Origin of the sequence: Marinospirillum minutulum DSM 6287, assembly GCF_000422325.1 — a bacterium.
GTDB classification, from domain to species: domain Bacteria; phylum Pseudomonadota; class Gammaproteobacteria; order Pseudomonadales; family Halomonadaceae; genus Marinospirillum; species Marinospirillum minutulum.
Map to the genome: position 1 here is coordinate 53,057 of NZ_AULO01000012.1, position 23,151 is coordinate 76,207.

A 23,151-nucleotide genomic window follows, 5' to 3' on the forward strand; every position below is an offset into this window, starting at 1 on the left:
ACTTTTCTCCGACCAAATTAAGGCTGCCATGCTGAACCGTTATCCACTCTGGAAAAACCTGCTGATACTGCTGGTGATCTGCATAGGGGCAATTTATGCCCTGCCTAACCTCTACCCAGAAGACCCTGCTGTGCAAATTTCTGGTACACGAGGTTCAATTGAAATCACCAACACTGATTTAGAACGTGCTCAAAAAGCACTAGAACAGGCTGGCATTAATGTTCTACAGGCCAGTTTAGAAGGTAACAGTGGGTTAATCCGCTTGTTAGCAGATGATCAGCAACTGGCAGCCCGTGAAGTCATTCAACAGTCTTTAGGTGAAAAGTACGTTGTTGCCTTATCTCAGGCAGCAACAACACCCGATTGGTTAGTTAATCTAGGTGCACGTAGCGTTAATTTGGGTTTGGATTTACGTGGTGGTGTCCACTTCCTTATGGAAGTGGATATGGACGCAGCAGTTAAACAGCAGTTAGAAGTAACTGCGAGCGAAATTCGCGCCACCCTACGCAAAGAAAGGCTGCGTTTTCGTAAAGTCAGTGTAGAAAAAGGCCAAATAGAAGTATTGCTTGGCAGTGCAGACGACTTTGAAAAGGCGCGTCGCCTGTTACAGGTTGATCGCCTAGATTACACCTTTACCGAAGGTGATTCCGGCTTGCTGCTAATCGCTATGAACGAGCAAGCAATTAGAAATTTAGAAGACTATGCAGTCGATCAAAACTTAACCACCTTGCGTAATCGTGTAAACGAGCTGGGTGTAGCAGAGCCACTCGTTCAACGCTCTGGCCGTAACCGAATCGTAGTAGAGTTGCCCGGTGTACAAGACACAGCAGCAGCCAAGCGTATTTTAGGCGCAACCGCTAACCTAGAATTTCGCTTAGAAGCCAATCGCAATGCAGAAGTGTTTGATACCGAAACTTTTAGTTTTCGTGACCAGCCTAATCGAACAGCAGTGTTAGAAAGAGACATAATTACCACAGGTAACAATGTTGCTAATGCAAGCGTTGGCTTTGATGAAAACAACAAGCCCCAAGTGAATATTCGCTTAAATGGTCAGGGTGGCCGTTTTATGTCGGATGCGACTAAAAATAATGTAGGTCGTAGCATGGCAGTCTTGTTCATTGAACATAAAACACGCACTCGCTTCGTTGAGCAAGATGGCGAACGTGTTGAAGTACGTGAACCTTATACTGAGCAAGGCATTATTTCTTTAGCCACTATTCAAAGCCAGCTAGGTGCAAGCTTCCGCATTACCGGTTCGGGTAGTGTGCAAGAAGCTTCTGAGCTTTCCTTATTATTAAGAGCAGGTGCTCTAGCTGCCCCCATTTACTTTGTTGAAGAACGCACCATTGGCCCAAGCCTAGGGCAGAAAAATATTGAACAAGGCGTAACCTCCATTCAAATAGGCTTGGCATTAGTCGTTATCTTTATGCTGGCTTGGTATCGCGTGTTTGGTATTTTTGCTTGCGTTGCCCTAACAACCAACTTGGTTTTATTGGTGGCCTTATTATCTGTTTTAGGTGCAACCCTTACCCTGCCAGGTATTGCCGGTATTGTCTTAACTCTAGGTATGGCGGTGGACGCTAACGTACTAATCAATGCCCGTATTAAAGAAGAAATGTACCACCGAGGCTTAACGCCACAGAATGCAATTCATTCAGGTTACGAAAAAGCCTTTGCAACCATTTTAGATGCCAATATCACCACCTTCTTGGTTGCAGTTATTCTCTTTTCTATCGGTACAGGGCCAGTAAAAGGTTTTGCCGTCACCCTTTCGTTAGGGCTAATAACTTCCATGTTTACTGCCATTCTAGTCACCCGCTTAATGGTGAACTGGGTTTATGGTGGTCGCCGCATCGAACGCATCTCGTTATAGGTTAGGAGCCGAAAATGACTAGTAAAATCAGTTCCAAACTATTAAATATCAACATTAACTTTATGGGTTTGCGCTTTGTTGCCTTTGGCTTGTCAGCTATTTTACTGCTGGTTTCCATTGGTTCTTTAGCCACGCAAGGTCTGCGTTTAGGCTTAGACTTTACCGGCGGCACGCTAGTGGAGTTGCACTATGCTAGTTCGCCAAACCTAGAAGAAGTACGCAATCAGTTAGAAACAGCAGGTTATGAGCAGTTTGTAGTACAAAATTTTGGTAGTTCACACGATGTGCTGATTCGCCTTAACCAAGGCTTCTCACCCGAAGTGGGTGAGCAGGTAAGGACCTTGTTAGACTCAAAAAGTAGTGATGAAGTTAACCTAACCCGTGCAGAATTTGTCGGTGCTCAGGTAGGTGATGAATTGCGTGATCAAGGCGGCTTGGGAATGTTAGTCGCTATGTTGTGTATCATGGTGTACGTTGCTTTTCGCTTTCAGTACAAGTTTGCCGTGGGTTCTGTGTTAGCGCTAATGCATGACGTTATTATCCTTCTAGGCTTCTTCTCAGTATTTCGTATCGACTTTGACCTAACTGTACTGGCTGCTCTCCTAGCTGTGGTGGGTTATTCCATTAACGATACTATTGTTGTTTATGACCGTATTCGTGAAAACTTTCGCAAGGTGCGTGAAGGTACGGTGAATGAGCTAATTAACCTTTCCATTAATCAAACCCTAATTCGCACCACCATAACTTCATTAACCACCCTACTCGTCGTAGTTACTTTGTTTTTGCTAGGTGGCGAGATGATTCATAACTTCGCGCTAGCTTTAATGGTGGGCATTATCGTAGGTACTTACTCTTCAATTTATATAGCCGGTACTCTACTGTTAAGCATGAAAGTAACCCGAGAAGATTTAGCCATTCCAATTAAGGAAGGCGTGTTGGAAGAAGATGGTCGCCCCTAGTAGGGTAAAACCACCAATAAGCTGTAACACTGCTTTAAATAACAATAATCAGGTTAATTACCTAACTGGAGAAACTAACCTATGTTAACTCTACCTAAAAAAGCACTAACACTCGTCGCTGCATTTACGTTAGCAGCAACTAGCAGCCTAACAGTTGCTGCTGAAATGAAGTCTGTTGCGATTACTGCCATTGTTGAACACCCAGCGTTAGATGCTGTAAGAGATGGTGTATTAGATGCGCTTAACGATGCGGGTTATACCGAAGGTAAAAACCTTAAGTGGCAGTACCAAAGTGCACAGGGTAATACAGGTACAGCAGCACAAATAGCACGTAAGTTTATTGGTGATAAGCCCGATGCTTTGGTTGCTATAGCCACACCTTCAGCTCAGGCAGCAGTTGCGGGTACTAAGCGTGTTCCTGTCGTTTTTTCTGCAGTAACCGACCCAGTAGAAGCGCAACTTGTCCCTTCTTGGGAAGCTAGCGGCACTAACGTAACAGGTGTATCTGACTTACTTGAGCTAGATAAACAAATAGCGCTAATTAAACAGCTAGTACCTAACGCCAAAAAAGTGGGCATGGTTTACAACCCAGGCGAAGCTAATTCTGTTGTTGTAGTGGAAGCCTTCAAAAAATTACTACCAAACTATGGTATGGAATTAGTAGAGGCGGCAGCACCACGCACAGTGGATGTAGGCTCAGCAGCTCGCAGCCTAGTGGGTAAAGTAGATGTAATTTATACCAATACCGATAACAACGTGGTTTCTGCTTATGAAGCCCTAGTTAAAGTGGGTAACGATAGAAAAATTCCACTTGTCGCCTCAGATACTGACAGTGTGAAGCGTGGCGCGATTGCTGCACTAGGTATGGATTATCGTGATTTAGGCCGCCAAACTGGCCGTATTGTGGTCAGAATTCTTGAAGGTGAAGACCCAGGTAAAATTAAGCCTGAAACCAGCAATAACTTACAGCTATTCCTAAACGAAACAGCAGCTAAAAAACAAGGCGTTACTCTTTCTAAAGAACTGCTAAAAACAGCTACTGAAGTTATTCGTTAATTTAAACCTACCTACCAAGTTTATCTAAGCTTGGTAGGTTTTAATCACCCCTAGGGTTTACGCATGTCCCTGTTTTCCTTGTTTGGCGCACTTGAAATTGGTCTAATTTTTGGTCTAGTAGCACTGGGTGTTTTTATATCCTTTCGCTTATTAAAGTTCCCAGATTTAACAGTAGATGGCAGCTTTCCTTTAGGTGGTGCTGTGGGTGCTGTCTGTATTGCTAGCGGCATGGATCCCTTTCTTGCAACTGTGTTAGCTATGCTTGCTGGCGCAGTAGCGGGCGTATTTACTGCCCTACTCAATGTACATTTAAAAATTATGGATCTGCTAGCCAGCATCCTAATGATGATTGCACTCTATTCAATAAACCTAAGAATTATGGGCCGCCCCAATGTGCCTTTAATAATGGAACCCACTGTATTTAATTTGTTAGAAGTGGAATGGATAGCCGATTATGTCATGCGACCCCTAATATTATTAGTGGTAGTAATCCTAGTTAAACTACTCTTAGATGCTTACTTTGCTACCCAGCAGGGTTTATCTATACGTGCGACAGGTTCTAACCCACGTATGGCACGTGCTCAGGGGGTTAATACGGGCGGCATGATTATTCTAGGTATGGCCATTTCCAATGGCTTAGTTGGCTTGGCTGGTGCACTCTTTGCACAAACCCAAGGCGGTGCAGATATTTCCATGGGTATAGGAACCATCGTTATAGGTTTGGCAGCCGTAATAGTCGGTGAAAGCATTTTGCCAGCGCGTAAAATGTACCTGCTTACGCTTGCTGTTATTTTAGGTGCAGTCGTTTACCGCTTCTTTATTGCCCTAGCTTTAAATAGTGACTTTATAGGCTTGCAAGCGCAGGACTTAAATTTAGTAACTGCCCTATTGGTTGTATTTGCACTGGTTATTCCCCTAATTAAAAAACGCTTTACACGCCGTAAGAGGCTCTAACTATGCTTAAGGCAACCGATCTTAATATTACCTTTAATGCGGGCACGCCAATAGAAACCCGTGCCCTGCAAGGTTTGTCTGTCACTATTCCTTCGGGTCAGTTTGTTACGGTTATAGGTACTAATGGTGCAGGTAAGTCGACCCTTCTAAATGCAGTGTCTGGTGATTTAGAAGTTGATAGCGGCAGTATTTTAATTGATGAAACCGAAGTTGCTAATCAGCCGGTATGGAAAAGAGCCGGTTTAGTTGCTCGCGTTTTTCAAGACCCTATGGCGGGAACCTGCGAAGATTTAACCATTGAAGAAAATATGGCGTTGGCTCAACAAAGGGGTAATCGTCGCGGTTTAAGCTGGGCGGTAAAAACCTCACAAAGAGACTATTACCGTGAACAGCTAGCACGTTTAAACTTAGGATTAGAAAACCGCTTAACCGACCGTATTGGTTTGCTTTCTGGTGGTCAGCGCCAAGCCGTTAGCTTGCTGATGGCCGCGTTACAGCCTTCACGTATTTTATTGCTCGATGAACATACCGCCGCGCTAGACCCACGCACCGCAGATTTTGTACTAGACCTCACTAACCGCCTAGTAACTGAAAAAAACCTCACCACCATGATGGTTACCCACAGTATGCGCCAAGCCTTAGATATAGGTGACCGCACACTCATGCTGCACCAAGGTAAAGTGGTTTTAGATGTTGCCGGAGAAGAACGCAAAGGTATGCAAATAACCGATTTACTAGCCATGTTTGAGCAGGTAAGAGGCGAAGAAATTACTGATGATGCACTCTTGTTGAGTTAGGTTTTTATCTATAAGAATAAAAAAGGAACGCCTAAGTTATGAGTGAGTTAATTCTTTACACTTCTGATGATGGTAAAGCGCAACTTCATCTTCGTGTGGAAGGCGATACCATCTGGCTAAGCCAGTTAGAGATAGCTGAACTGTTTCAGACCACCAAGCAAAACGTATCTTTACACGCCAAAAATATTTTTGAAGATGGTGAGTTGATTCAAGAGGCAGTTGTCAAGGAATCCTTGACAACTGCCTCTGACGGTAAGAATTATCGGACAAAACTCTATAATTTAGATCTCATCCTTGCTATTGGCTACCGTGTTCGATCGAAGCGAGGTGTTCAGTTTCGCCAATGGGCTAGCACTCATTTAAAAGAGTTCTTGCTTAAAGGTTTTGTAATGGACGACGAGCGCCTGAAAAATCCTAATGGCTGGGATTACTTCGACGAACTGTTAGAGCGTATTCGCGAAATACGTGCGTCTGAAACACGTTTCTACCAGAAGGTTCGAGATCTTTTTGCCCTAAGTTCTGATTACAGCGGTCAAGAAAAAGAAACTCAAGTATTTTTTGCTCAAGTACAAAACAAGCTACTTTTTGCTGTAACTGGCCTTACTGCAGCTGAATTAGTGCTGCAACGCTCTAATGCAAATGAGCCCAATATGGCACTGACTAGCTGGCTGGGTTCAAGGGTACGTAAATTAGATGTAGTGATTGCTAAAAACTACCTAACAGTCGATGAAGTAGATACCTTGAATCGCCTAGTCGTTATTTTTCTTGAGCAAGCAGAATTGCGGATTAAATCTAAGAAAGACTTAACACTGAACTTTTGGCGTGAAAACGTAGATAAAGTGCTTGAATTTAATGATCAGCAGGTTCTTGAAGGGGCGGGTACTGTAAGCCGAAAACAAATGGAAAAAATTGCTCACGAACGTTATGAGGAATTTAACAAAAAGCGTCAACAGGCTGAAGTGCTTAAATCTGATGCAGACGACCTTAAAGAAATTGAGCAGTTAGAGCAGATAATTAAACAGCAGGCCAAGCCGCCCAACAAGTAGCTCCAGTTTTTTGAAAACCTCCTTCATTTTTAAATAAACCTGTTTACTAAATACAGAGAAAACCATGCAACCCAATGCTGCAAGTTTAAGTATGAGTGTTTTAATGACGCCAGATAAAGCTAATTTTTCTGGTAATGTTCACGGTGGAGCGCTTCTAAAATACCTAGATGAAGTTGCCTATGCCTGTGCCAGCCGTTATGCGGGTAGCTATGTTGTTACCTTGTCGGTCGATCAAGTTACCTTCCGCCAGCCTGTGCATGTAGGTGAGCTAGTTAGTTTTTTGGCTTCAGTGAACTACACAGGGCGCACTTCGATGGAAATTGGCATTAAGGTCATTACCGAAGACATTCATCAAAGATTGGTTAGGCATACTAATAGCTGCTTTTTTACTATGGTAGCGGTAGATGATGAAGGTAAGCCTGTTGAAGTACCTAAATTTGAACCCAAAACAGACGATGAAATAAGACGCTTTGCTAATGCAGAAGTTAGACGAAAGATACGTCAAGAACTAAGTGAGCGTTATGAAGCACTTATAAAGTAGTTGTTGAATGATTTCTAGCGAAAGTACCTAAGTCTAAATTTGTCCCTTTTATAGACCTGAGCATAAGTTAGTTGTATCTTAAGGATATTAGCCTTGCTAGTGCTCAGGAGAATATTATGGCTGTTTCGCGCATGACCACAGTGTCAGCATTTAAAAAAGAACTGGGTTCAATGGATGTGTCAGAGCCAATTCTGATTACTCAGAATGGCGAGCCGCTTTATGTGGTACAAGATCCTGTTCAGTTTGATATGCAGCAGGAGCAACTCGCATTATTACGCTTATTATCTTTTGCTGAAAAAGACGTTAAAGGTGGGAGTACTCTATCTTCTGCTTCCCTTAAAGCTGGCCTGAAAGGTTTGTTAGATGACCAGCACAGTTAGTATTGAATACACAGATACTTTTAGAAAACAGCTTTACAACCGCTTCCAATATTTAGCTAGGCAGTTAGGTGAGAAAGCCGCCCATGAACTGCTAACTGGCTTCCTTGATTCCTTTGAGAATCGAATTGCTAGCCACCCAAAATCATCGCCTTTATGCTTAGAGGCTACTGATATTGGGTTAGAAAGCTACCATGATTTTATAGATTCAAAACGGCAACTTAGAGCCGTATATCGAATAGCTGACGCAGATAAAAAGGTATATGGGTTGTTATTTTTAAGTACACGGCAAAGCATACGTGAAGCACTAATTCAATATTGCTTACAATAACAGCCCCACTAAAGCCCCAACACCCAAATAAGCAAAGATGCCAAACTAAGCAGGGCTGCAAACCCCATCGTTAGCCATTTTATCAGTGTTTTTTGCTGAAACTTCACATCATAAAGTGCATGGCGAATACGATGCAGGCTGTGAAAGGCTGGCAGAATAATCACCGCACCCACAAAGACTAATCCCCAAAAGCTAAAAAACCATTGGCTTGCTTGCTGGTAATCTAATGTCACTAACTCCAGTGGTAAGAGAAGGCCATAGAAGAAAATTACGCTGGGTAGAAAAACTGCAAAGCAAACCCCGCCGCCACTAAACAATCCCCACCAAATGGGTTCATCACTGCGTTTTAGTTTTTTATTCTGTTGCATTTTTTATCCCCAAAATAACCAAGCGACTAAAGCAAAAACTGCAAAAACACCCACCCACTGACCCGCAATTAAAGCAGCCGCAGGAAGTGGTGTGCCACCTAAACGTAAAGGCATAACCCGTGGAAATAACTGAAAGAAAGTCCAGGCATGAAACAAGCTAGAAACAAACGCCAAGGCATTAATTAACAACACTAAAGGGTTTTGCATAACGCTTAGCCAAGCGTACCACTGCTCAGCACCCTGGCTTAATGAGTAAAGCCCCATCACTAAACAAAGCAAGAAAAACAATAAAGGCAGGGCAGTTAGTTCGCGTACCATATAAATTTTAAAAGCTGAGTTTTTTAGCCACCAAGTGCGTGTAAGGGTAGGACGATAACTCATGAGCGACCTCCTAGAAGACTCATCAATAAGTCAGTAGCTGAAGTAACCTTAGATTGGTTAACTGCCGCAGCAGGATCAACACTTTTCGGGCAAACTTCAGAACAATAACCAACAAAAGTACAGCTCCAAGCGCCTTCTTCAGAGTTAATCATCGGCATACGTTCTGCTTGTCCAGCATCACGGTTATCAAGGTTGTAACGGTGTGCCAAGGTAAGTGCCGCAGGGCCAATAAATTCTGGGTTTAAACCAAACTGAGGGCAGGCGGAATAACACAAGCCGCAGTTAATACAGGAAGAGAACTGCTGGTATTTATCTAACTGCTGGGGCGTTTGGTTATTAGGTTCAAAAGTTTGTACACTTTCTTTGGAGTCTTTGCTTATTAAATAAGGCTTAACGGCCTCTAAATGCGTAAGAAAAGATTCCATATCAATAATTAAATCACGCTCAACAGGAAAATGCGCCATAGGCTCTAGAAGCATTCCAGTTTTAACATAATCACGCAAAAACACATTGCAGCCCAACATAGGCTTGCCATTCAGCATAATGCCGCAAGAACCACAAATAGCCATGCGGCAAGACCAGCGATAACTAAGCGTTGGGTCTAACTCTTCCTTTATATAAGTTAAAGCATCCAGTACCGAAGTGCTGGTATCGTAGGGCACAGTGTAGCTTTGCTTAAACGGCTCGCTAGATTGCTCTGGTAAATAGCGTTGAATAGTGACTTCCAGCTCCATTATTTAGCTCCTTTTGTTGCATCACCAGATTTTGCAGCATCACCATAGGCACGTTCAGCGGGTGGCAAAATTGAAGTGTCAACCTCTTGCCATTCTAAACGTGCTGCTTCTTGTCCTTGGAAATACACCAAGCTGTGGCTTAAAAAGTCTTGGTCATTACGGCTAGTGCAGCCTTCATCTAAACGCTGATGCGCCCCACGAGATTCACGGCGCTCTAAAGCACCCAAGCAGGTTGCTTCGGCAATATCTAAACCAAAACCTACCTCTAAACACATAAAAAACTCTGTATTGTAGATTTTGCTTTTATCTTGAATATGCACCGTTTGGTAGCGCTTTCTAAGCTCACGAATTGTTTGCAAAGTTTTTTGCATACCCGCTTCGGTACGGTAAATACCGCAACCTTCTTCCATGGTTATAAGTAGCTCTTTTTTAATCTCAACCCAAGACTCACCGCTAGTACGTTCATTAAGTGCGGCTAGCTGTTGTTGCAGCTTACTAGACTGCTCTTGCAAGGCAGGCATAGCCGCAAAGTCTTGGTTACTAGCATTTTCAGCCGCTTGTTCGCCTGCTAAACGACCAAATACCAAAAGCTCTGTTAAGGAGTTAGAACCAAGACGATTAGCCCCATGCAAACCAACCGAGGCACACTCGCCAGCAGCGTATAAGCCTTTAATGCTGGTTTCGCATTGGGCATCGGTCATTATGCCACCCATGGTGTAATGAACGGCTGGGCGAACAGGAATAGGCTCACGCGCTGGGTCGATATTCACAAAGGCTTTAGCGAGTTCACTAATAAAGGGTAGGCGTTCCTGCAAATACTTTTCACCCAAGTGGCGCAGGTCTAAATACACCACATCACTGTCACCGTATTTACCTGTGCGACCCGCTTGTTGTTCTTGCCAGAAAGCTTGAGAAAGTTTATCCCTTGGCCCTAATTCCATGTATTTATTTTCAGGTTTACCTAAAGGCGTTTCAGGCCCTAAACCATAGTCTTGCAGATAGCGGTAGCCATCTTTATTGACCATAATGCCGCCTTCACCACGCGATGCTTCAGTAATTAAAATTCCCGAGCCGGGTAAACCCGTGGGGTGATACTGAACAAATTCCATGTCTCTAAGTGCAACACCATGACGGTAAGCCATAGCCATACCATCACCCGTTACTATGCCGCCATTGGTATTAAAGCGGAATAAACGCCCAGCACCACCCGTTGCCAAAATTACCGATTTTGCTCTAAGTAAATGCAACTCACCCGTGGCTACTTCAATAGCAATTACCCCAGCAATGGCATTATCCAAAACCAATAAATCGAGTACAAAAAACTCATCTAAACGCTGAATTTGTGGAAACTTTAATGAGGTTTGGTAGAGGGTATGCAGCATGTGAAAGCCGGTTTTATCGGCAGCAAACCAAGTGCGCTCAACCTTCATGCCACCAAAACGCCTAACTTGAATAGAACCATCTTCTTTACGGCTCCAAGGGCAGCCCCAATGCTCCATCTGCACTAATTCTTGGTAGGCATGGCGAACAAAGTAATCAACTACCTTTTGTTCTGCTAACCAGTCACTCCCCATCACTGTGTCTTCAAGGTGTGCTTGAAAACTGTCTTTTTCTAGCGTAACAGCCGCTGCTCCCCCTTCGGCAGCAACGGTATGCGAGCGCATGGGATAAACTTTAGAAACCAAGCCTATTTTTAAGTGGGGCGATTTTTCAGCCGCAGCAATACTGGCACGCAGTCCTGCACCGCCACCGCCAACAACTAAAATATCAAAGTCAGACTGTTGCATTGCACATCCTTGAAATGGTTTGAGTAGGTTAATACTACCCTGAATTTTTGTTCACAACCAAACGTGCTATAAAGCTTAATCTTTTTTGCATTACAGCTGAAGGTGGTTATGTCTTTAACATTGGGTGTGGCTATTGAACCACATATTTTACTTATTCTAATTGCCGCAGCTTTTATTGCAGGCTTTATAGATGCCATAGCTGGTGGCGGTGGTTTATTAACCCTTCCTGCTTTACTTATGGCAGGTTTGCCGCCTCATTTAGTTTTAGGTACTAATAAGCTGTGTGCTACTTTTGGCTCTGCAACGGCAAGTTTGGCATTTTATCGTAAAGGTTTGTTTGACCCTAAACAGTGGCAGCGAGGTTTATGGGCAACTGGTCTAGGCGCTATCTTGGGTGCAATTCTAGCGCAGCAGTTACCAGCGCAATGGTTAAACCAAATGCTGCCAGTGGTTGTTTTTGCTTGCGCTGTGTATCTGCTTTTTGGACCAACCCCAAAAGTACACAAAGAAACAAAACCAATCATTAAAACCACCCGCCAATGGCCGCAGGGTTTAGGCTTGGGTTTTTATGATGGCGTTGCAGGGCCGGGTACTGGCGCATTTTGGACAGTCAGCACGCTTATGCTTTATCCCCTAGATTTATTGCGTGCCAGTGGTGTTGCTCGCTCTATGAACTTTATTAGCAATGGCGCAGCACTCAGCATGTTTGTTATTAGTGGCAATGTTGCTTGGGTTATAGGTTTGGGCATGGGCGCAGCACTAATGTTAGGTGCAACAGTGGGCGCAAAAGTTGCAATAGGCGGCGGCAACCAGCTAATTCGCCCCGTGTTTATTTTGGTAGTTATGGCCTTAGCAGCACGTTTAGCTTGGCAGCATTGGTTTGGGGTGTAGAGGTTAAAGCTGGTTAATAGGCGACACTGGATGTCGCACTAGCAGGTTAAGTTAGTTATACAACCAAAGCTTAAAGAAAACACTACTTTTGGATATATGTTTAAACCTTTAATTTAATAGCCGATGTTCACCCACAACTGGCTTGGATATTAAAAGAAACCCCGCTAAGCGAAGAACAACAGCTAACCCCTATAGATGGTAGCGACTGGGAAAGGCTAGAAGCCACCGTATTACAAGACAAAGAAACCCTTTGGTGGATTTATGGGCTAAACGACAAAATTCACCTGCATGAACCACAAAACTGGGTAGAAGAAATTAAAGCCAGCCTAAACAAGCTAAGCAACTTTTACGGCCAAGCCAAGGATATAAACCATGATTAAACCCCAGCCTTTTGAACTTAAATGCACCCAATGTGGCTGGAGCAAAACCTTCGCCCCAGCCAGTGATGTGCTTCACCCAGGGCAAGACTTGGTAGCTAGCTGCCCTAAATGTGGCAATGAAGAGTTAGAGCATAAAGCGGTAGGGGCGGTGAAAGGGTTGTTGGCAGAAATAAGAGGCAAGTTTTAAGCCTACAAAGTTTTGCTAAGGCTGTAATAATATGCGCAACCACCCAGAGTAACGGCAACACTTTTAAGGATTAACACACCAGTATGTTTGAACAAACTTTTAAAAATATAGACGATATCTTTCACAAAGATGCTGGCTGTTCTAGTGAGCTAGATTATGCCGAGCAAAGCTCTTGGCTACTGTTCCTTAAATACCTTGATGACTTGGAATACGAAAAATCCCTTGCAGCAGAACTTATGGGCGAAGAGTACCAATACATTATTGATAAATATTTTCGCTGGGGTACTTGGGCAGCGCCTAAAGATGAAAAGGGCAACCCAGACCATAACAACGCACTAACCGGCGACGACTTAATTGAGTTTGTTGATCGAGAGCTTTTTCCCTACTTAAAATCCTTTAAGCAAAAAGCTGATCGCCCCGACACCATTGAATACAAAATTGGGCAAATATTTGGTGAACTAAGAAACAAAATTCAAAGCGGTTATTCCCTGCGTGATGCGCTAGATAGAATTGATGAACTGCGCTTTCGCTCGCAAGAAGAAAAGCACGAACTATCGCACCTGTATGAAACACGCATTAAAAACATGGGCAACGCAGGGCGCAATGGCGGCGAATACTACACGCCTCGCCCACTCATTCGCGCCATGATAGATGTGCTGCAACCCAAAATAGGTGAAACCATTTATGACGGTGCAGCAGGTTCGGCAGGCTTCTTATGTGAGGCTTACGATTATTTGCGCCAAGGCGGTAGCGAACAAAAGCAGCTAACCACCAGTGACTTAAAAACCCTGCAAGAAAAAACCTTCTACGCTAAAGAAAAGAAATCACTCGCCTACGTTATCGCCATAATGAATATGATTTTGCATGGCATAGAAGCGCCCAATGTGATGCACACCAACACCCTAGCGGAAAGCCTGCAAGACATTACCCCTGAAAATCAGCATGACCTTGTTCTTGCCAACCCACCCTTTGGCGGTAAAGAACGTAAAGAAGTGCAGCAAAACTTCCCCATTAAAACCGGCGAAACTGCTTTCCTGTTTTTGCAGCACTTTATGAAAATACTAAAACCCGGTGGCCGTGCTGCGATAGTTATTAAAAATACCTTTTTAAGTAATACCGACAATGCATCGGTAGCGCTGCGTAAAGAACTGCTAGAAAACTTTAACCTACACACGGTATTAGACTGCCCAGCCAAAACTTTTTTAGGCGCAGGCGTTAAAACCGTGGTGCTATTTTTCACCAAAGGCGAACCCACGCAAAAAGTGTGGTACTACCAGCTAGACCCAGGCCGCAGCCTTGGTAAAACCAATCCGCTAAATGACAAAGACCTAGCCGAATTTGTAGAGCTGCAAAAAGCAGCCATGCAAGGCAAAGAAAGCGCCGAAACTGAAAAATCTTGGTCGGTTGATGTCACGAATATTGACCAAAGCACTTGGGACTTGTCGGTTAAAAATACCAATGCACCGGAAGCAGCGGCCTTACGCGAACCTGAAGAAATTATTGCTGAGATTATTGCGCTAGATACAGAAAGTGCCGCGATTCTGGAAAGTATTCAGGAGATGTTGTGATGGAGTGGCCTATCAAGAAAATTTCAGAGCTAACTGAAGTTATCAGTGGTGGAACACCTAAAACCGATACTTCTGAATATTGGAGTGATGATATATTTTGGATAACCCCAGCAGATATGGGGAAAATGCAGGGAATATATGCTTCTGATACTAGAAGAAAAATATCTAGTCTTGGCTTAAGTAAATCATCAGCTAAATTAATACCTGAGAATTCGGTGATTCTGTCAACTCGAGCACCCATTGGACATTTAGCAATAAACACAGTGCCAATGGCAACCAATCAAGGCTGTAGAGGCTTAGTTTCTAAGGGAGCTATAGTTACAAAGTATCTTTTTTATTTTCTATTATGCAATATAGATTTGTTAAATACGCTGGGAACTGGAACAACTTTTAAAGAGTTATCTAAAACAGCTTTAGGAAAAGTGAAAGTACCTATTCCTTCAATAAATGAGCAAAAACGCATTGTCGCCATCCTTGATGAAGTCTTTGCTGATATCGAACAAGTCCGCGCCAAAACCGAGCAAAACCTAAAAAATGCCCGCGAGCTTTTTGAAAGCTACTTGCAGCAAGTGTTTAGTCAGCGAGGTGACGGGTGGGTTACGTCTAAACTAAAAGATATAACATCTAAAATTGGTAGTGGCGCAACTCCAAGAGGCGGTAGAGCTGCTTACAAAGAAGAAGGGATTTCTTTAATTAGAAGTTTAAATATTCATGACCGCACTTTTAGAGAAAAAAACCTAGCTTTCATTGATGATGAACAAGCAGGTAAATTGAGCAATGTTGTTGTCGAAAGTGGTGATGTGCTACTAAACATTACTGGAGCATCAGTCGCTAGGTGTGCAGTTGTGCCAGATAGCTTTTTACCAGCTCGCGTAAATCAGCATGTATCTATAATTCGGCCTAACCAATCTGTTTTAAATTCTGAGTTCTTGAGCTTTATTCTTACTTCGAAACACTATAAAGATCAACTGCTTGGCATCGGTGAAGCAGGTGCAACACGTCAGGCAATTACTAAGAGTCAGATAGAAACATTTGAGGTTGATTACCCTAACTCCCTTGAAGAGCAAACTAGACTATTGAGCAAGTTACATGAACTTGAGGAACAAACAAAAAATGTTCAGGCGAACTATAATAAAAAACTCGAGTTTTTAGACGAACTCAAAAAATCCATCCTACAAAAAGCCTTTTCCGGTGAGCTAACCAAAACCTCTGACAATAAAACAAAGCAAGGAGCACTAGCCTAATGCTTCCTAACTCTAATGCCTCTAAGCCCTATCAGCCAGACTCGCTGCCACTTGAAAACTTAGACTATCGCCAGTTATTTGCTTTAGTCGGCGCTGCGAATGCCGAGCTAGCGCGTTATGATGGTTTATTGCAGGGCATTCCCAACCCTGCGGTGATGTTGTCGCCCTTAACGACTCAAGAAGCAGTCTTGTCTTCTAAGATTGAAGGCACACAAGCCACAGTAGATGAGGTATTAGAGCATGAAGCAGGCTTAGAAAAGCACGGTGAAAAATACAAGGATATTCAAGAAATATCCAATTACCGCTCGGCACTCTTTCAAGCCAGTGCGCATTTAAAAAGCTACCCCATTCGCTTGTCGCTTATCTTAGAACTACACCGTATTTTATTAGACAGTGTGCGTGGTCAAGGGAAAACCCCCGGCGAGTTTCGCAAAGATCAGAACTGGATTGGTCGTGCAGGCTGTAGCATGGAGGAGGCGAGTTTTATACCCCCTTCACCCTTGCAGCTACAAGATCACCTACAAGCATGGCAAGCCTATTTAGATTTTGATGATTCCGACTTTTTACTGCAAGTGGCCGTTGTTCATGCTCAGTTTGAATTGTTGCATCCGTTTAAAGATGGCAATGGGCGTATCGGTCGCTTGTTAATTCCGTTGTTTCTGTTTCAGAAAAAAGCCCTGTCGCAACCTATGTTCTATTTAAGTGAATACCTTGAAGCTAATCGTGATGAGTATTACCAACGCCTAAATAACATTTCTAAAGAAGGTGATTGGAACGGTTGGATTGCGTTTTTTTTAAAAGCTATTACCGTACAAGCAAAGCAAAACAGTGGCCGTGTAAAAACCATTATGGCTTTATACGATGATATGAAATTACGCATCCATGAAATAACGCGCTCTCAGTACTCGGTATATTTATTGGATGCACTGTTTAGCAAACCAATTTTTAAAACTACTGACTTAATTACACGCTTTAGCCAAGAGTATGGTATTCACGAAAAAACGACACCAGGCTTATTAAGGCAACTTAAAGAAGCTGGCGTGTTAATGGAACTAAAAGCAGGAAGTGGCCGTAGAGCCGCTGTTTTATGTTTTCCTGAATTACTCAATTTGGCAGAAGGGCGCGAAGTATTTAAATAAGTTTGAGGAGTCTATATTGGCAAATGCGCTCCTCAAGGTTGCTTGTGGCGTGTACAGACTCCTCAAACTAATTAGAAGAGTCTATTTTCAATTTCAAACGCAACAAAACAAAATTGCTAGGTAAAATGTGGGTAAGGTTTTTCTTACATAAGTATTTTTAAAGGACTAGTTGAATGGCTATGAACGAAGCCGATACACGCGCTAATTTAATTGACCCTAAGCTGGTAGATGCTGGCTGGGGGCAAGTTGAGCTTAGTTTTATTCGCCGTGAGGTAAACATTACCCAAGGGCGAATTATTGGTGGCGGTAAGCGCACTAGCCCAGTTATTAGCGATTATGTGCTGGAATATAAAGGCCATAAGTTAGCTGCTGTAGAAGCAAAAAGAGAAAACCTTAGCTACACCGAAGGCGTGCGCCAAGCGAAAGACTATGCCGAGCGTTTGCAGTGCCGTATTGGTTATGCCACCAATGGTCGTCAGATTTACCAAATAGATTTGCTAACGGGTAAAGAAGAACTAGTTGAAAATTTTCTTAGCCCAGAAGCCTTGTGGCAACTCACCTTTGCTGAACTAGATGCCCAAGTACCCGATTACGCTAAAGTGTGGCGCGAGCGCTTTGCCAAAATTCTGTTTGAAGTTAAAGGCGACTGGCAACCACGCTATTATCAAGAAAATGCCATTCGCAACACCCTAGAAGCCATTGCACAGGGCAAACAACGTATTTTGCTTACCTTGGCAACGGGCACGGGCAAAACCTGCATTGCTTTTCAAACCGCTTGGAAGTTGTTCACTAGCCGCTGGAGTTTGAATGCCCAGCAAAACCCGAGTGCAGCCCAAAAACGCCCACGTATTTTGTTTCTAGCGGATCGCAATATTTTAGCCAACCAAGCCTTTAATGACTTCAGCGCCTTTGGCGATGATGCGCTAGTGCGGATTAGTACTAAAGAAATTAAAAAGCTTGGCACAGTGCCTAAAAATGCCAGCGTGTTTTTTACTATTTTCCAAACCTTTATGAGCGGTGGGGAAGACGAAGCAGATGAACCTATGCCCTACTTTGGTGACTACCCGCAAGATTTTTTCGACCTAATTATTATTGATGAGTGCCACCGTGGTGGGGCTAATGATGAAAGTAGCTGGCGCGAAATTCTTGATTACTTTTCGCCAGCAGTGCAACTGGGTTTAACAGCCACGCCTAAGCGCACTGGCAATACCGATACCTATAATTATTTTGGCGAGCCAGTTTATAGCTACACCTTAAAAGACGGTATTAACGATGGTTTTTTAACGCCTTTTAAGCTAATTCCCATTGTTGGCACTATGGATAAATACGTTTATACGCCAGGCGATGGTGAGGTGATTAAGGGCGAGCCAGAGCCAGGGCGGGTCTATAAAGAAGGTGACTTTAATAGAATAATTACAATTCCATCCCGTGAAGAAAAGCGGGTGCATTATTGGATGGATAGGTTTAACCCTAAAGAAAAAACCATCGTTTTTTGTGCCACGCAAGAACATGCTGGTAGGGTGCGTGATTATATCAATCAGTATGCTGTAGAAAAAGGCTGGACGACCAACAGCAACTACTGCGTGCGTGTTACTGCCAACGATGGTGTCGCCGGTGATAACGACCTTAAAACTTTTCAAGACAACGAAAAAACTATTCCGACAATTTTGACCACATCACGCAAGCTTTCTACCGGTGTAGATGCACGTAATGTACGCAATATTGTTTTAATGCGCCCTTGCAATAATATGATTTAGTTTAAGCAAATTATTGGCCGTGGCACACGTATGTATGACGGCAAAGATTACTTCACTATTTATGATTTTGTAAAAGCCCATTACAACTTTGCCGACCCCGAATGGGATGGCGAACCTTTAGAAGCTGAAAGCTGCAAAGTTTGTAATAACCAGCCTTGCAGTTGTACCAAAGAACCTTGTGAGCAATGCGGCTTTAACCCCTGTAACTGCCCTAAAGTTTGTGCTGAATGCAATCTTGAACCTTGCGAGTGTGAAGAAGAAATTAGTGAGCCAGAACCTTGTTCTGACTGTGGTATGCAGCCGTGTGAATGCGCCCGTGAAGAAAAAATAGTTATTGAGTTGAGTGACGGAAAAGTAAGACAGATCAAGCATGTTTCATCAGCTATGTATTGGAGCCCAGACGGAAAACCAATTACTGCTAAAGAATTTATAGAGCGGATGTTTGATGACTTACCCAGGTTTTTTAAAGACGAAGACCAGCTACGGGCAATTTGGAGCGACCCAACCACCCGTGAAAAACTGCTAGAAGATTTAGCCGAAGCTGGCTACGACGATGAAAAACTCGAAAGCATGAAAGATTTAATTGATGCCAAAGACAGCGATGTTTACGACGTGCTTGCTTATGTGGCCTACACCACGGAAACACGCACCCGAAGCGAACGCGCCGAGCGTGCCCAGCCTTTAATTAAAAAAGCGTTTACCAACTACAAACAGCACGAGTTTATAGATTTTATATTAGATAAATATGTTGCCGAAGGCGTGAAAGAACTAGCCGCCACCAAAATGCGAAGTTTGATTGAGCTGAAATACAACACCATTAGTGATGCAGCCAGCGAACTAGGACCACCAACGGTAATACGCGAAACCTTTATAGGCTTTCAGCAATATTTGTATAGTGGGTAGGGGGATAGATAAAGTTATTTTAGGTATTCCCCGCTCAGATGACCCCTAGGTTACTGCTAATATACAAAACCGCATAATGGAACAAATTCAAAACTTGGATTCAATTTCAAACGCAACAAAGCAAGGAGTGCGAGCCTAATGACACACCCAGAGCCAATAAAATTCGAAGCGTTCAGTGCTGGCCAATGGGTTCAGCAGTATCAATACAAAAGCTTTGCACCAACACCAATTAATCGTGAATGGCTCTGGCAAGATCCGATCATTAATACTCTGCTAGAAAAAGCTTCACGCGCCTTAGCCGAGCTAGATGCCTTTACATTAATCGTGCCAGATGTGGATTTGTTTATTCAGATGCACATTACTAAAGAGGCCAACACTTCTTCGCGCATTGAAGGCACGCAAACGCAGATGGATGAAGCCGTAATGGAAGCAGCCCAGCTTGCACCAGAAAAACGCGATGATTGGACTGAAGTGCGTAATTACGTGCAAGCCATCAACGATGCCATTGCCGAGTTAGAAACACTGCCCTTGTCGAATCGACTGCTCAAACATACGCATGAAATCTTAATGCAGGGTGTGCGTGGCGAACATAAAACCCCCGGCGAATTTCGTATCAGTCAAAATTGGATTGGCGGTAGCGGTTTAAACGATGCGGCTTTTGTACCACCGCATCAGGATTTAGTGCTCGATTTAATGAGCGATTTAGAACAGTTTTGGCATAACGAAAACATTAATGTGCCGCAGTTGATTCGTATCGCCCTTAGTCACTACCAATTTGAAACTATCCACCCGTTTTTAGATGGTAATGGTCGTATTGGTCGCTTGCTGATTACGCTGTATCTGGTTGATAAAGGCTTGCTGAGAAAACCGTCGCTTTATTTATCTGACTTTTTTGAACGCAATCGCAACAGCTACTACGATGCTTTGACCCGTGTGCGCGAGTCTAATGATTTGATTCACTGGGTAAAGTTTTTCTTATCTGCGGTGATAGAAACCGCCAGCAAGGGCCAACAAACCTTCCAAGCTATTTTGGCTTTGCGCCAAGAGATGGATGCGTTGATATTTGGTTACGGTCAGCGGGCGGACAATGCGAGAATCTTACTGAAACGCTTGTATAGCCGCCCTTCGATTTCAGCCAATGATACTGCTGCGTTGTTGGGTGTTAGCCATCAAGCGGCATCGGCGTTGCTTAAAAAGCTCACTGAGGATCAGGTGCTCGATGAGGTGACAGGCTATCAGCGTAATCGGGTATTCTTTTTCCGTCGTTATTTAGCACTGTTTACTGATTAAGAATCTGTATGTATGACAGAGCTCGCAAGCTGGAGATATAGAGTCCCATATGTAAGTATTTCAATGCTTGCCTTACATATGGGTTTTTATATGTAAGGCAAAGATGCTGTTACTTACATAAGGATTTCTGTGTGTAAGCAAAGTGCTGGGTATCTTAGCTATAAAATGAGCACTGTTTTTATAGAGTCCAGTAGAAGTTTTAATCTCTTGATGCTAAAGGAATTGCAGACCATGGCTATGAACGAAGCGCGATACTCGCGCTAATTTAATTGACCCTAAGCTTGTAGATGTTGGCTGGGGAAAGGTTGAACTTAGTTTTCTTAGCCCAGAAGCCTTATGGCAACTTACCTTTGCTGAACTAGATGCCCAAGTACCCGATTATGCTAAAGTGTGGCGCAAGCGTTTTGCAAAAATTCCGTTTGAAGTTAAAGGCGACAGGCAACCACGTTATTATCAAGAAATGCCATTCACAATACACTAGAAGCCATTGCACAGGGCAAACAACGTATTTTGCTTACCTTGGTTACGGGTACTGGCAAAAAGTACGAGTTTATAGATTTTATATTAGATAAATATGTTGCCGAAGGCGTGAAAGAACTAGCCGCCACCAAAATGCGAAGTTTGATTGAGCTGAAATACAACACCATTAGCGATGCAGCCAGCGAACTAGGACCACCAACGGTAATACGCGAAACCTTTATAGGCTTTCAGCAATATTTGTATAGTGGGTAGGGGGTAGGAAAATGAGTTCAAAAGACCTAGAAGTAATCGAGCGAGGTTTAGTTTTATCCGCACAAAGCTTCAACGATGAAAATATTAATAAAACTTGGCGAACGCAAGTTAGAAAAATGGATGGCGAAACTGTCTCAGCATTTTCTAAACTAATTCCTCCAAGAGAAATTTTTATAGAAGCTGTTTGTGCGCTTATTGGTCGCTATATTGGCATACAAATCCCCAAGCCAATTTTAGTTCTGCTACCAAAAAACATTATTCCTTCACTAGAAAAAGATAAGCTAGGTTTTGCCTCTGAAGATGTAGAACACCCTAGTATTAGAAGGTCGGTGGAACAGCAGGCAATATTGAAAGCTATTAAAAATGACTTGCAGTGTTTTCATGTGGGTGTATTCGATGAGTGGATTGCAAACCCTGACAGAAATACTGGCAATATTCTTTATGATGGAAGTGATGACTTTTGGTTTATAGATCATGGTCTTTCTATTTCTAACCAGCTTGCATTTAACACACCAGCTAAACGCAACCTTTTGTTAAGTCATCAATACCAGCAGGCGCAGCTACTTGTCCGCACTCGTGCCCATAGAGATGCAACAAAAGACCTTGTGCCAGAATACAAAAATATCCCACTTGCTCTTCTTTCTGGGAACACCCATGCAGTACACTACACAGAGCAATCGACAGTCACCGATGTTGTTGAGTTTCTTTCAAAAAGAATAGATGAAATGTCTACTCTGCTAGCACAAAGACTAGGTGTAAACAGGGCAAGCGATCAATTGGATATAAAATTATGAATGCCATCTTCGATACTGGTTTGTTTCCTTCAGTGCCTGCATTGACAGGTTATTGGCAAGCTATTTACCTCGAACCTATCGTTCTTTCTGGTGAGCGTATTACTATTGCTTGTGCTGCTTATACCTTGAATGAAGCTGAGGTTTCACAATCCATTAGTGAGCAACTTCTTAACTGTCTTTATGGAAAAAAAGCACCAAAAATTCAGAATATGATTAAATGGGTTGTTGAATCAGCCAAAGCAGAACTTAACAAGAATGGCTGTTTATCTGAATGGGCCCCACCCTTTGCAGGCGTGAGTGCTGGCAAAAAGATTAAGGCGCATGACGACTCTCTTAACGGGTTACTGAATCAAGCATTCAGAATGACAGCAAGTCTTAGTCAAATAGCGATGGATGCAGAAGCTGAAGACGATGAGGCAGTGCCAAGCAAACAAGATCAGCAGTGGCCGAATAGTATTTTGGATAATATCCGGTTAACCAATCCATCGCTTGTTAAGCACTTTAAGCAAACTGTGCCACTTACAAATAACAGTAAAGTTAAATATGGCTTTATGAATGGAAGTTGTGCAATTAATTTTGGTTTAATAGTACCCACAAGACTTTCCTCTACAGTTCAAATAGCTAAAGCTAAAATATTTGATTTACAACTACTTAAAAATTTTCATGGATTAATACCTGTTACTAATTACAGCATTATTTTAGGTATTCCCCGCTCAGATGACCCCTACGTTACTGCTAATATACAAAACCGCATAATGGAACAAATTCAAAACATTAAAGACCAAGCTGATAAGGATGGCATTAAGCTTGCTTCTGTACACTCAGCTCAAGAAGCGGCAGAGCAAGTAGTTAAAATAGTTGAAGCAGCTTAAAATTAGGCAGGATACAAAAAGGAACAACGACTTACTCCCTGTTGTTGGCTATACCGATGATGTGGGAGTTTTAGTTGCTGCCTTAGCTGTAGTTTCAGCCTATATAAAAGAAGAACACCAAGTAAAAGCCCAGCAAATGTTGCAGAAATGGCTGGGTTAGTTGCTGGTGATGCGTATTAAAAGGCAACAA

General features: G+C 43.0%; 23 protein-coding genes and 2 pseudogenes. 21 read left to right on the plus strand and 4 right to left on the minus strand.

Annotated features, from left to right (window positions below; all coding sequences use genetic code 11):
* The first annotated feature begins 28 nt into the window (after positions 1-28).
* The 9 genes from secD (at position 29) to H571_RS0107275 (ending at position 7,934) form a co-directional block, all read left to right on the plus strand.
* On the plus strand, positions 29-1,873 hold the full coding sequence (secD, locus tag H571_RS0107235; protein ID WP_027848716.1) for a protein translocase subunit SecD: 1,845 nt from the start codon (positions 29-31) through the stop codon (positions 1,871-1,873).
* 14 nt (positions 1,874-1,887) lie between these two features.
* Complete coding sequence (gene secF, locus H571_RS0107240) at positions 1,888-2,832, plus strand: protein translocase subunit SecF (RefSeq protein WP_051168216.1); 945 nt, start codon at positions 1,888-1,890, stop codon at positions 2,830-2,832.
* A gap of 81 nt (positions 2,833-2,913) precedes the next feature.
* Entirely contained in the window at positions 2,914-3,888 is a 975-nt protein-coding gene (locus H571_RS0107245; protein WP_027848718.1) for an ABC transporter substrate-binding protein, read from the plus strand.
* Between the two features lie 63 nt (positions 3,889-3,951).
* A complete protein-coding gene (locus H571_RS0107250) occupies positions 3,952-4,842 on the plus strand; it encodes an ABC transporter permease (protein WP_027848719.1) in 891 nt (296 codons plus the stop codon).
* Between the two features lie 2 nt (positions 4,843-4,844).
* Positions 4,845-5,639 (plus strand): ABC transporter ATP-binding protein, encoded by a 795-nt coding sequence (locus H571_RS0107255; RefSeq protein WP_027848720.1) that lies wholly within the window; start codon positions 4,845-4,847, stop codon positions 5,637-5,639.
* A gap of 38 nt (positions 5,640-5,677) precedes the next feature.
* Positions 5,678-6,685, plus strand: a complete 1,008-nt coding sequence (locus H571_RS0107260; RefSeq protein WP_027848721.1) for a virulence RhuM family protein — start codon at positions 5,678-5,680, stop codon at positions 6,683-6,685.
* Positions 6,686-6,749: 64 nt separating this feature from the next.
* Entirely contained in the window at positions 6,750-7,226 is a 477-nt protein-coding gene (locus H571_RS0107265; RefSeq protein ID WP_027848722.1) for an acyl-CoA thioesterase, read from the plus strand.
* 116 nt (positions 7,227-7,342) lie between these two features.
* Positions 7,343-7,606, plus strand: coding sequence for a type II toxin-antitoxin system Phd/YefM family antitoxin (locus H571_RS14575; protein WP_036217883.1), 264 nt, complete (start codon positions 7,343-7,345; stop codon positions 7,604-7,606).
* Positions 7,590-7,934 (plus strand): hypothetical protein, encoded by a 345-nt coding sequence (locus tag H571_RS0107275; protein ID WP_027848723.1) that lies wholly within the window; start codon positions 7,590-7,592, stop codon positions 7,932-7,934. The genes H571_RS14575 and H571_RS0107275 overlap by 17 nt, the downstream gene beginning before the upstream one ends.
* 8 nt (positions 7,935-7,942) lie before the next feature.
* Here the strand turns inward: H571_RS0107275 and frdD are convergent, their stop codons facing one another.
* Genes frdD through frdA form a run of 4 tightly spaced genes read right to left on the minus strand, consistent with a single transcriptional unit; the run spans position 7,943 to position 11,204 of the window.
* Positions 7,943-8,302, minus strand: coding sequence for a fumarate reductase subunit FrdD (frdD, locus tag H571_RS0107280; RefSeq protein ID WP_027848724.1), 360 nt, complete (start codon positions 8,300-8,302; stop codon positions 7,943-7,945).
* 3 nt (positions 8,303-8,305) lie between these two features.
* The gene (locus H571_RS0107285; RefSeq protein WP_027848725.1) at positions 8,306-8,683 is read right to left on the minus strand and encodes a succinate dehydrogenase/fumarate reductase transmembrane subunit; all 378 of its coding nucleotides are present in this window, start codon (positions 8,681-8,683) and stop codon (positions 8,306-8,308) included.
* Entirely contained in the window at positions 8,680-9,417 is a 738-nt protein-coding gene (locus H571_RS0107290; protein ID WP_027848726.1) for a succinate dehydrogenase/fumarate reductase iron-sulfur subunit, read from the minus strand. Before H571_RS0107290 ends, H571_RS0107285 begins: the two co-directional genes overlap by 4 nt.
* Entirely contained in the window at positions 9,417-11,204 is a 1,788-nt protein-coding gene (frdA, locus tag H571_RS0107295; RefSeq protein ID WP_027848727.1) for a fumarate reductase (quinol) flavoprotein subunit, read from the minus strand. The genes H571_RS0107290 and frdA overlap by 1 nt, the downstream gene beginning before the upstream one ends.
* Positions 11,205-11,312: 108 nt before the next feature.
* Between frdA and H571_RS0107300 the strand changes: the two genes are divergently transcribed.
* From H571_RS0107300 to H571_RS15910, 12 genes and pseudogenes are all read left to right on the plus strand, one after another.
* On the plus strand, positions 11,313-12,095 hold the full coding sequence (locus tag H571_RS0107300; RefSeq protein ID WP_027848728.1) for a TSUP family transporter: 783 nt from the start codon (positions 11,313-11,315) through the stop codon (positions 12,093-12,095).
* A gap of 116 nt (positions 12,096-12,211) precedes the next feature.
* Positions 12,212-12,475, plus strand: a complete 264-nt coding sequence (locus tag H571_RS16315) for a WCX domain-containing protein (protein ID WP_084482754.1) — start codon at positions 12,212-12,214, stop codon at positions 12,473-12,475.
* A complete protein-coding gene (locus H571_RS0107305; protein ID WP_027848729.1) occupies positions 12,468-12,662 on the plus strand; it encodes a zinc ribbon domain-containing protein in 195 nt (64 codons plus the stop codon). The genes H571_RS16315 and H571_RS0107305 overlap by 8 nt, the downstream gene beginning before the upstream one ends.
* An 83-nt stretch (positions 12,663-12,745) precedes the next feature.
* Positions 12,746-14,230, plus strand: coding sequence for a class I SAM-dependent DNA methyltransferase (locus H571_RS0107310; RefSeq protein ID WP_027848730.1), 1,485 nt, complete (start codon positions 12,746-12,748; stop codon positions 14,228-14,230).
* Entirely contained in the window at positions 14,230-15,474 is a 1,245-nt protein-coding gene (locus tag H571_RS14580; protein ID WP_051168218.1) for a restriction endonuclease subunit S, read from the plus strand. The genes H571_RS0107310 and H571_RS14580 overlap by 1 nt, the downstream gene beginning before the upstream one ends.
* Entirely contained in the window at positions 15,474-16,613 is a 1,140-nt protein-coding gene (locus H571_RS0107320) for a Fic family protein (RefSeq protein ID WP_051168219.1), read from the plus strand. The genes H571_RS14580 and H571_RS0107320 overlap by 1 nt, the downstream gene beginning before the upstream one ends.
* A gap of 173 nt (positions 16,614-16,786) precedes the next feature.
* Positions 16,787-19,273 (plus strand): annotated as a pseudogene (gene hsdR / locus H571_RS16320) (EcoAI/FtnUII family type I restriction enzme subunit R).
* Positions 19,274-19,411: 138 nt separating this feature from the next.
* On the plus strand, positions 19,412-20,563 hold the full coding sequence (locus tag H571_RS0107330; protein ID WP_211219780.1) for a Fic family protein: 1,152 nt from the start codon (positions 19,412-19,414) through the stop codon (positions 20,561-20,563).
* A gap of 531 nt (positions 20,564-21,094) precedes the next feature.
* A pseudogene (locus tag H571_RS0107335) lies at positions 21,095-21,295 on the plus strand (type I restriction-modification enzyme R subunit C-terminal domain-containing protein); the annotation flags it as partial.
* A gap of 11 nt (positions 21,296-21,306) precedes the next feature.
* Positions 21,307-22,089 carry a HipA family kinase gene (locus H571_RS15525; RefSeq protein WP_027848734.1) on the plus strand — a complete coding sequence of 261 codons (783 nt, stop codon included), beginning with the start codon at positions 21,307-21,309 and terminating at the stop codon, positions 22,087-22,089.
* Complete coding sequence (locus tag H571_RS0107345) at positions 22,086-22,961, plus strand: hypothetical protein (protein ID WP_027848735.1); 876 nt, start codon at positions 22,086-22,088, stop codon at positions 22,959-22,961. Before H571_RS15525 ends, H571_RS0107345 begins: the two co-directional genes overlap by 4 nt.
* On the plus strand, positions 22,948-23,121 hold the full coding sequence (locus tag H571_RS15910; RefSeq protein WP_156887853.1) for a YkvA family protein: 174 nt from the start codon (positions 22,948-22,950) through the stop codon (positions 23,119-23,121). The genes H571_RS0107345 and H571_RS15910 overlap by 14 nt, the downstream gene beginning before the upstream one ends.
* The last annotated feature ends 30 nt before the right edge of the window (positions 23,122-23,151 follow it).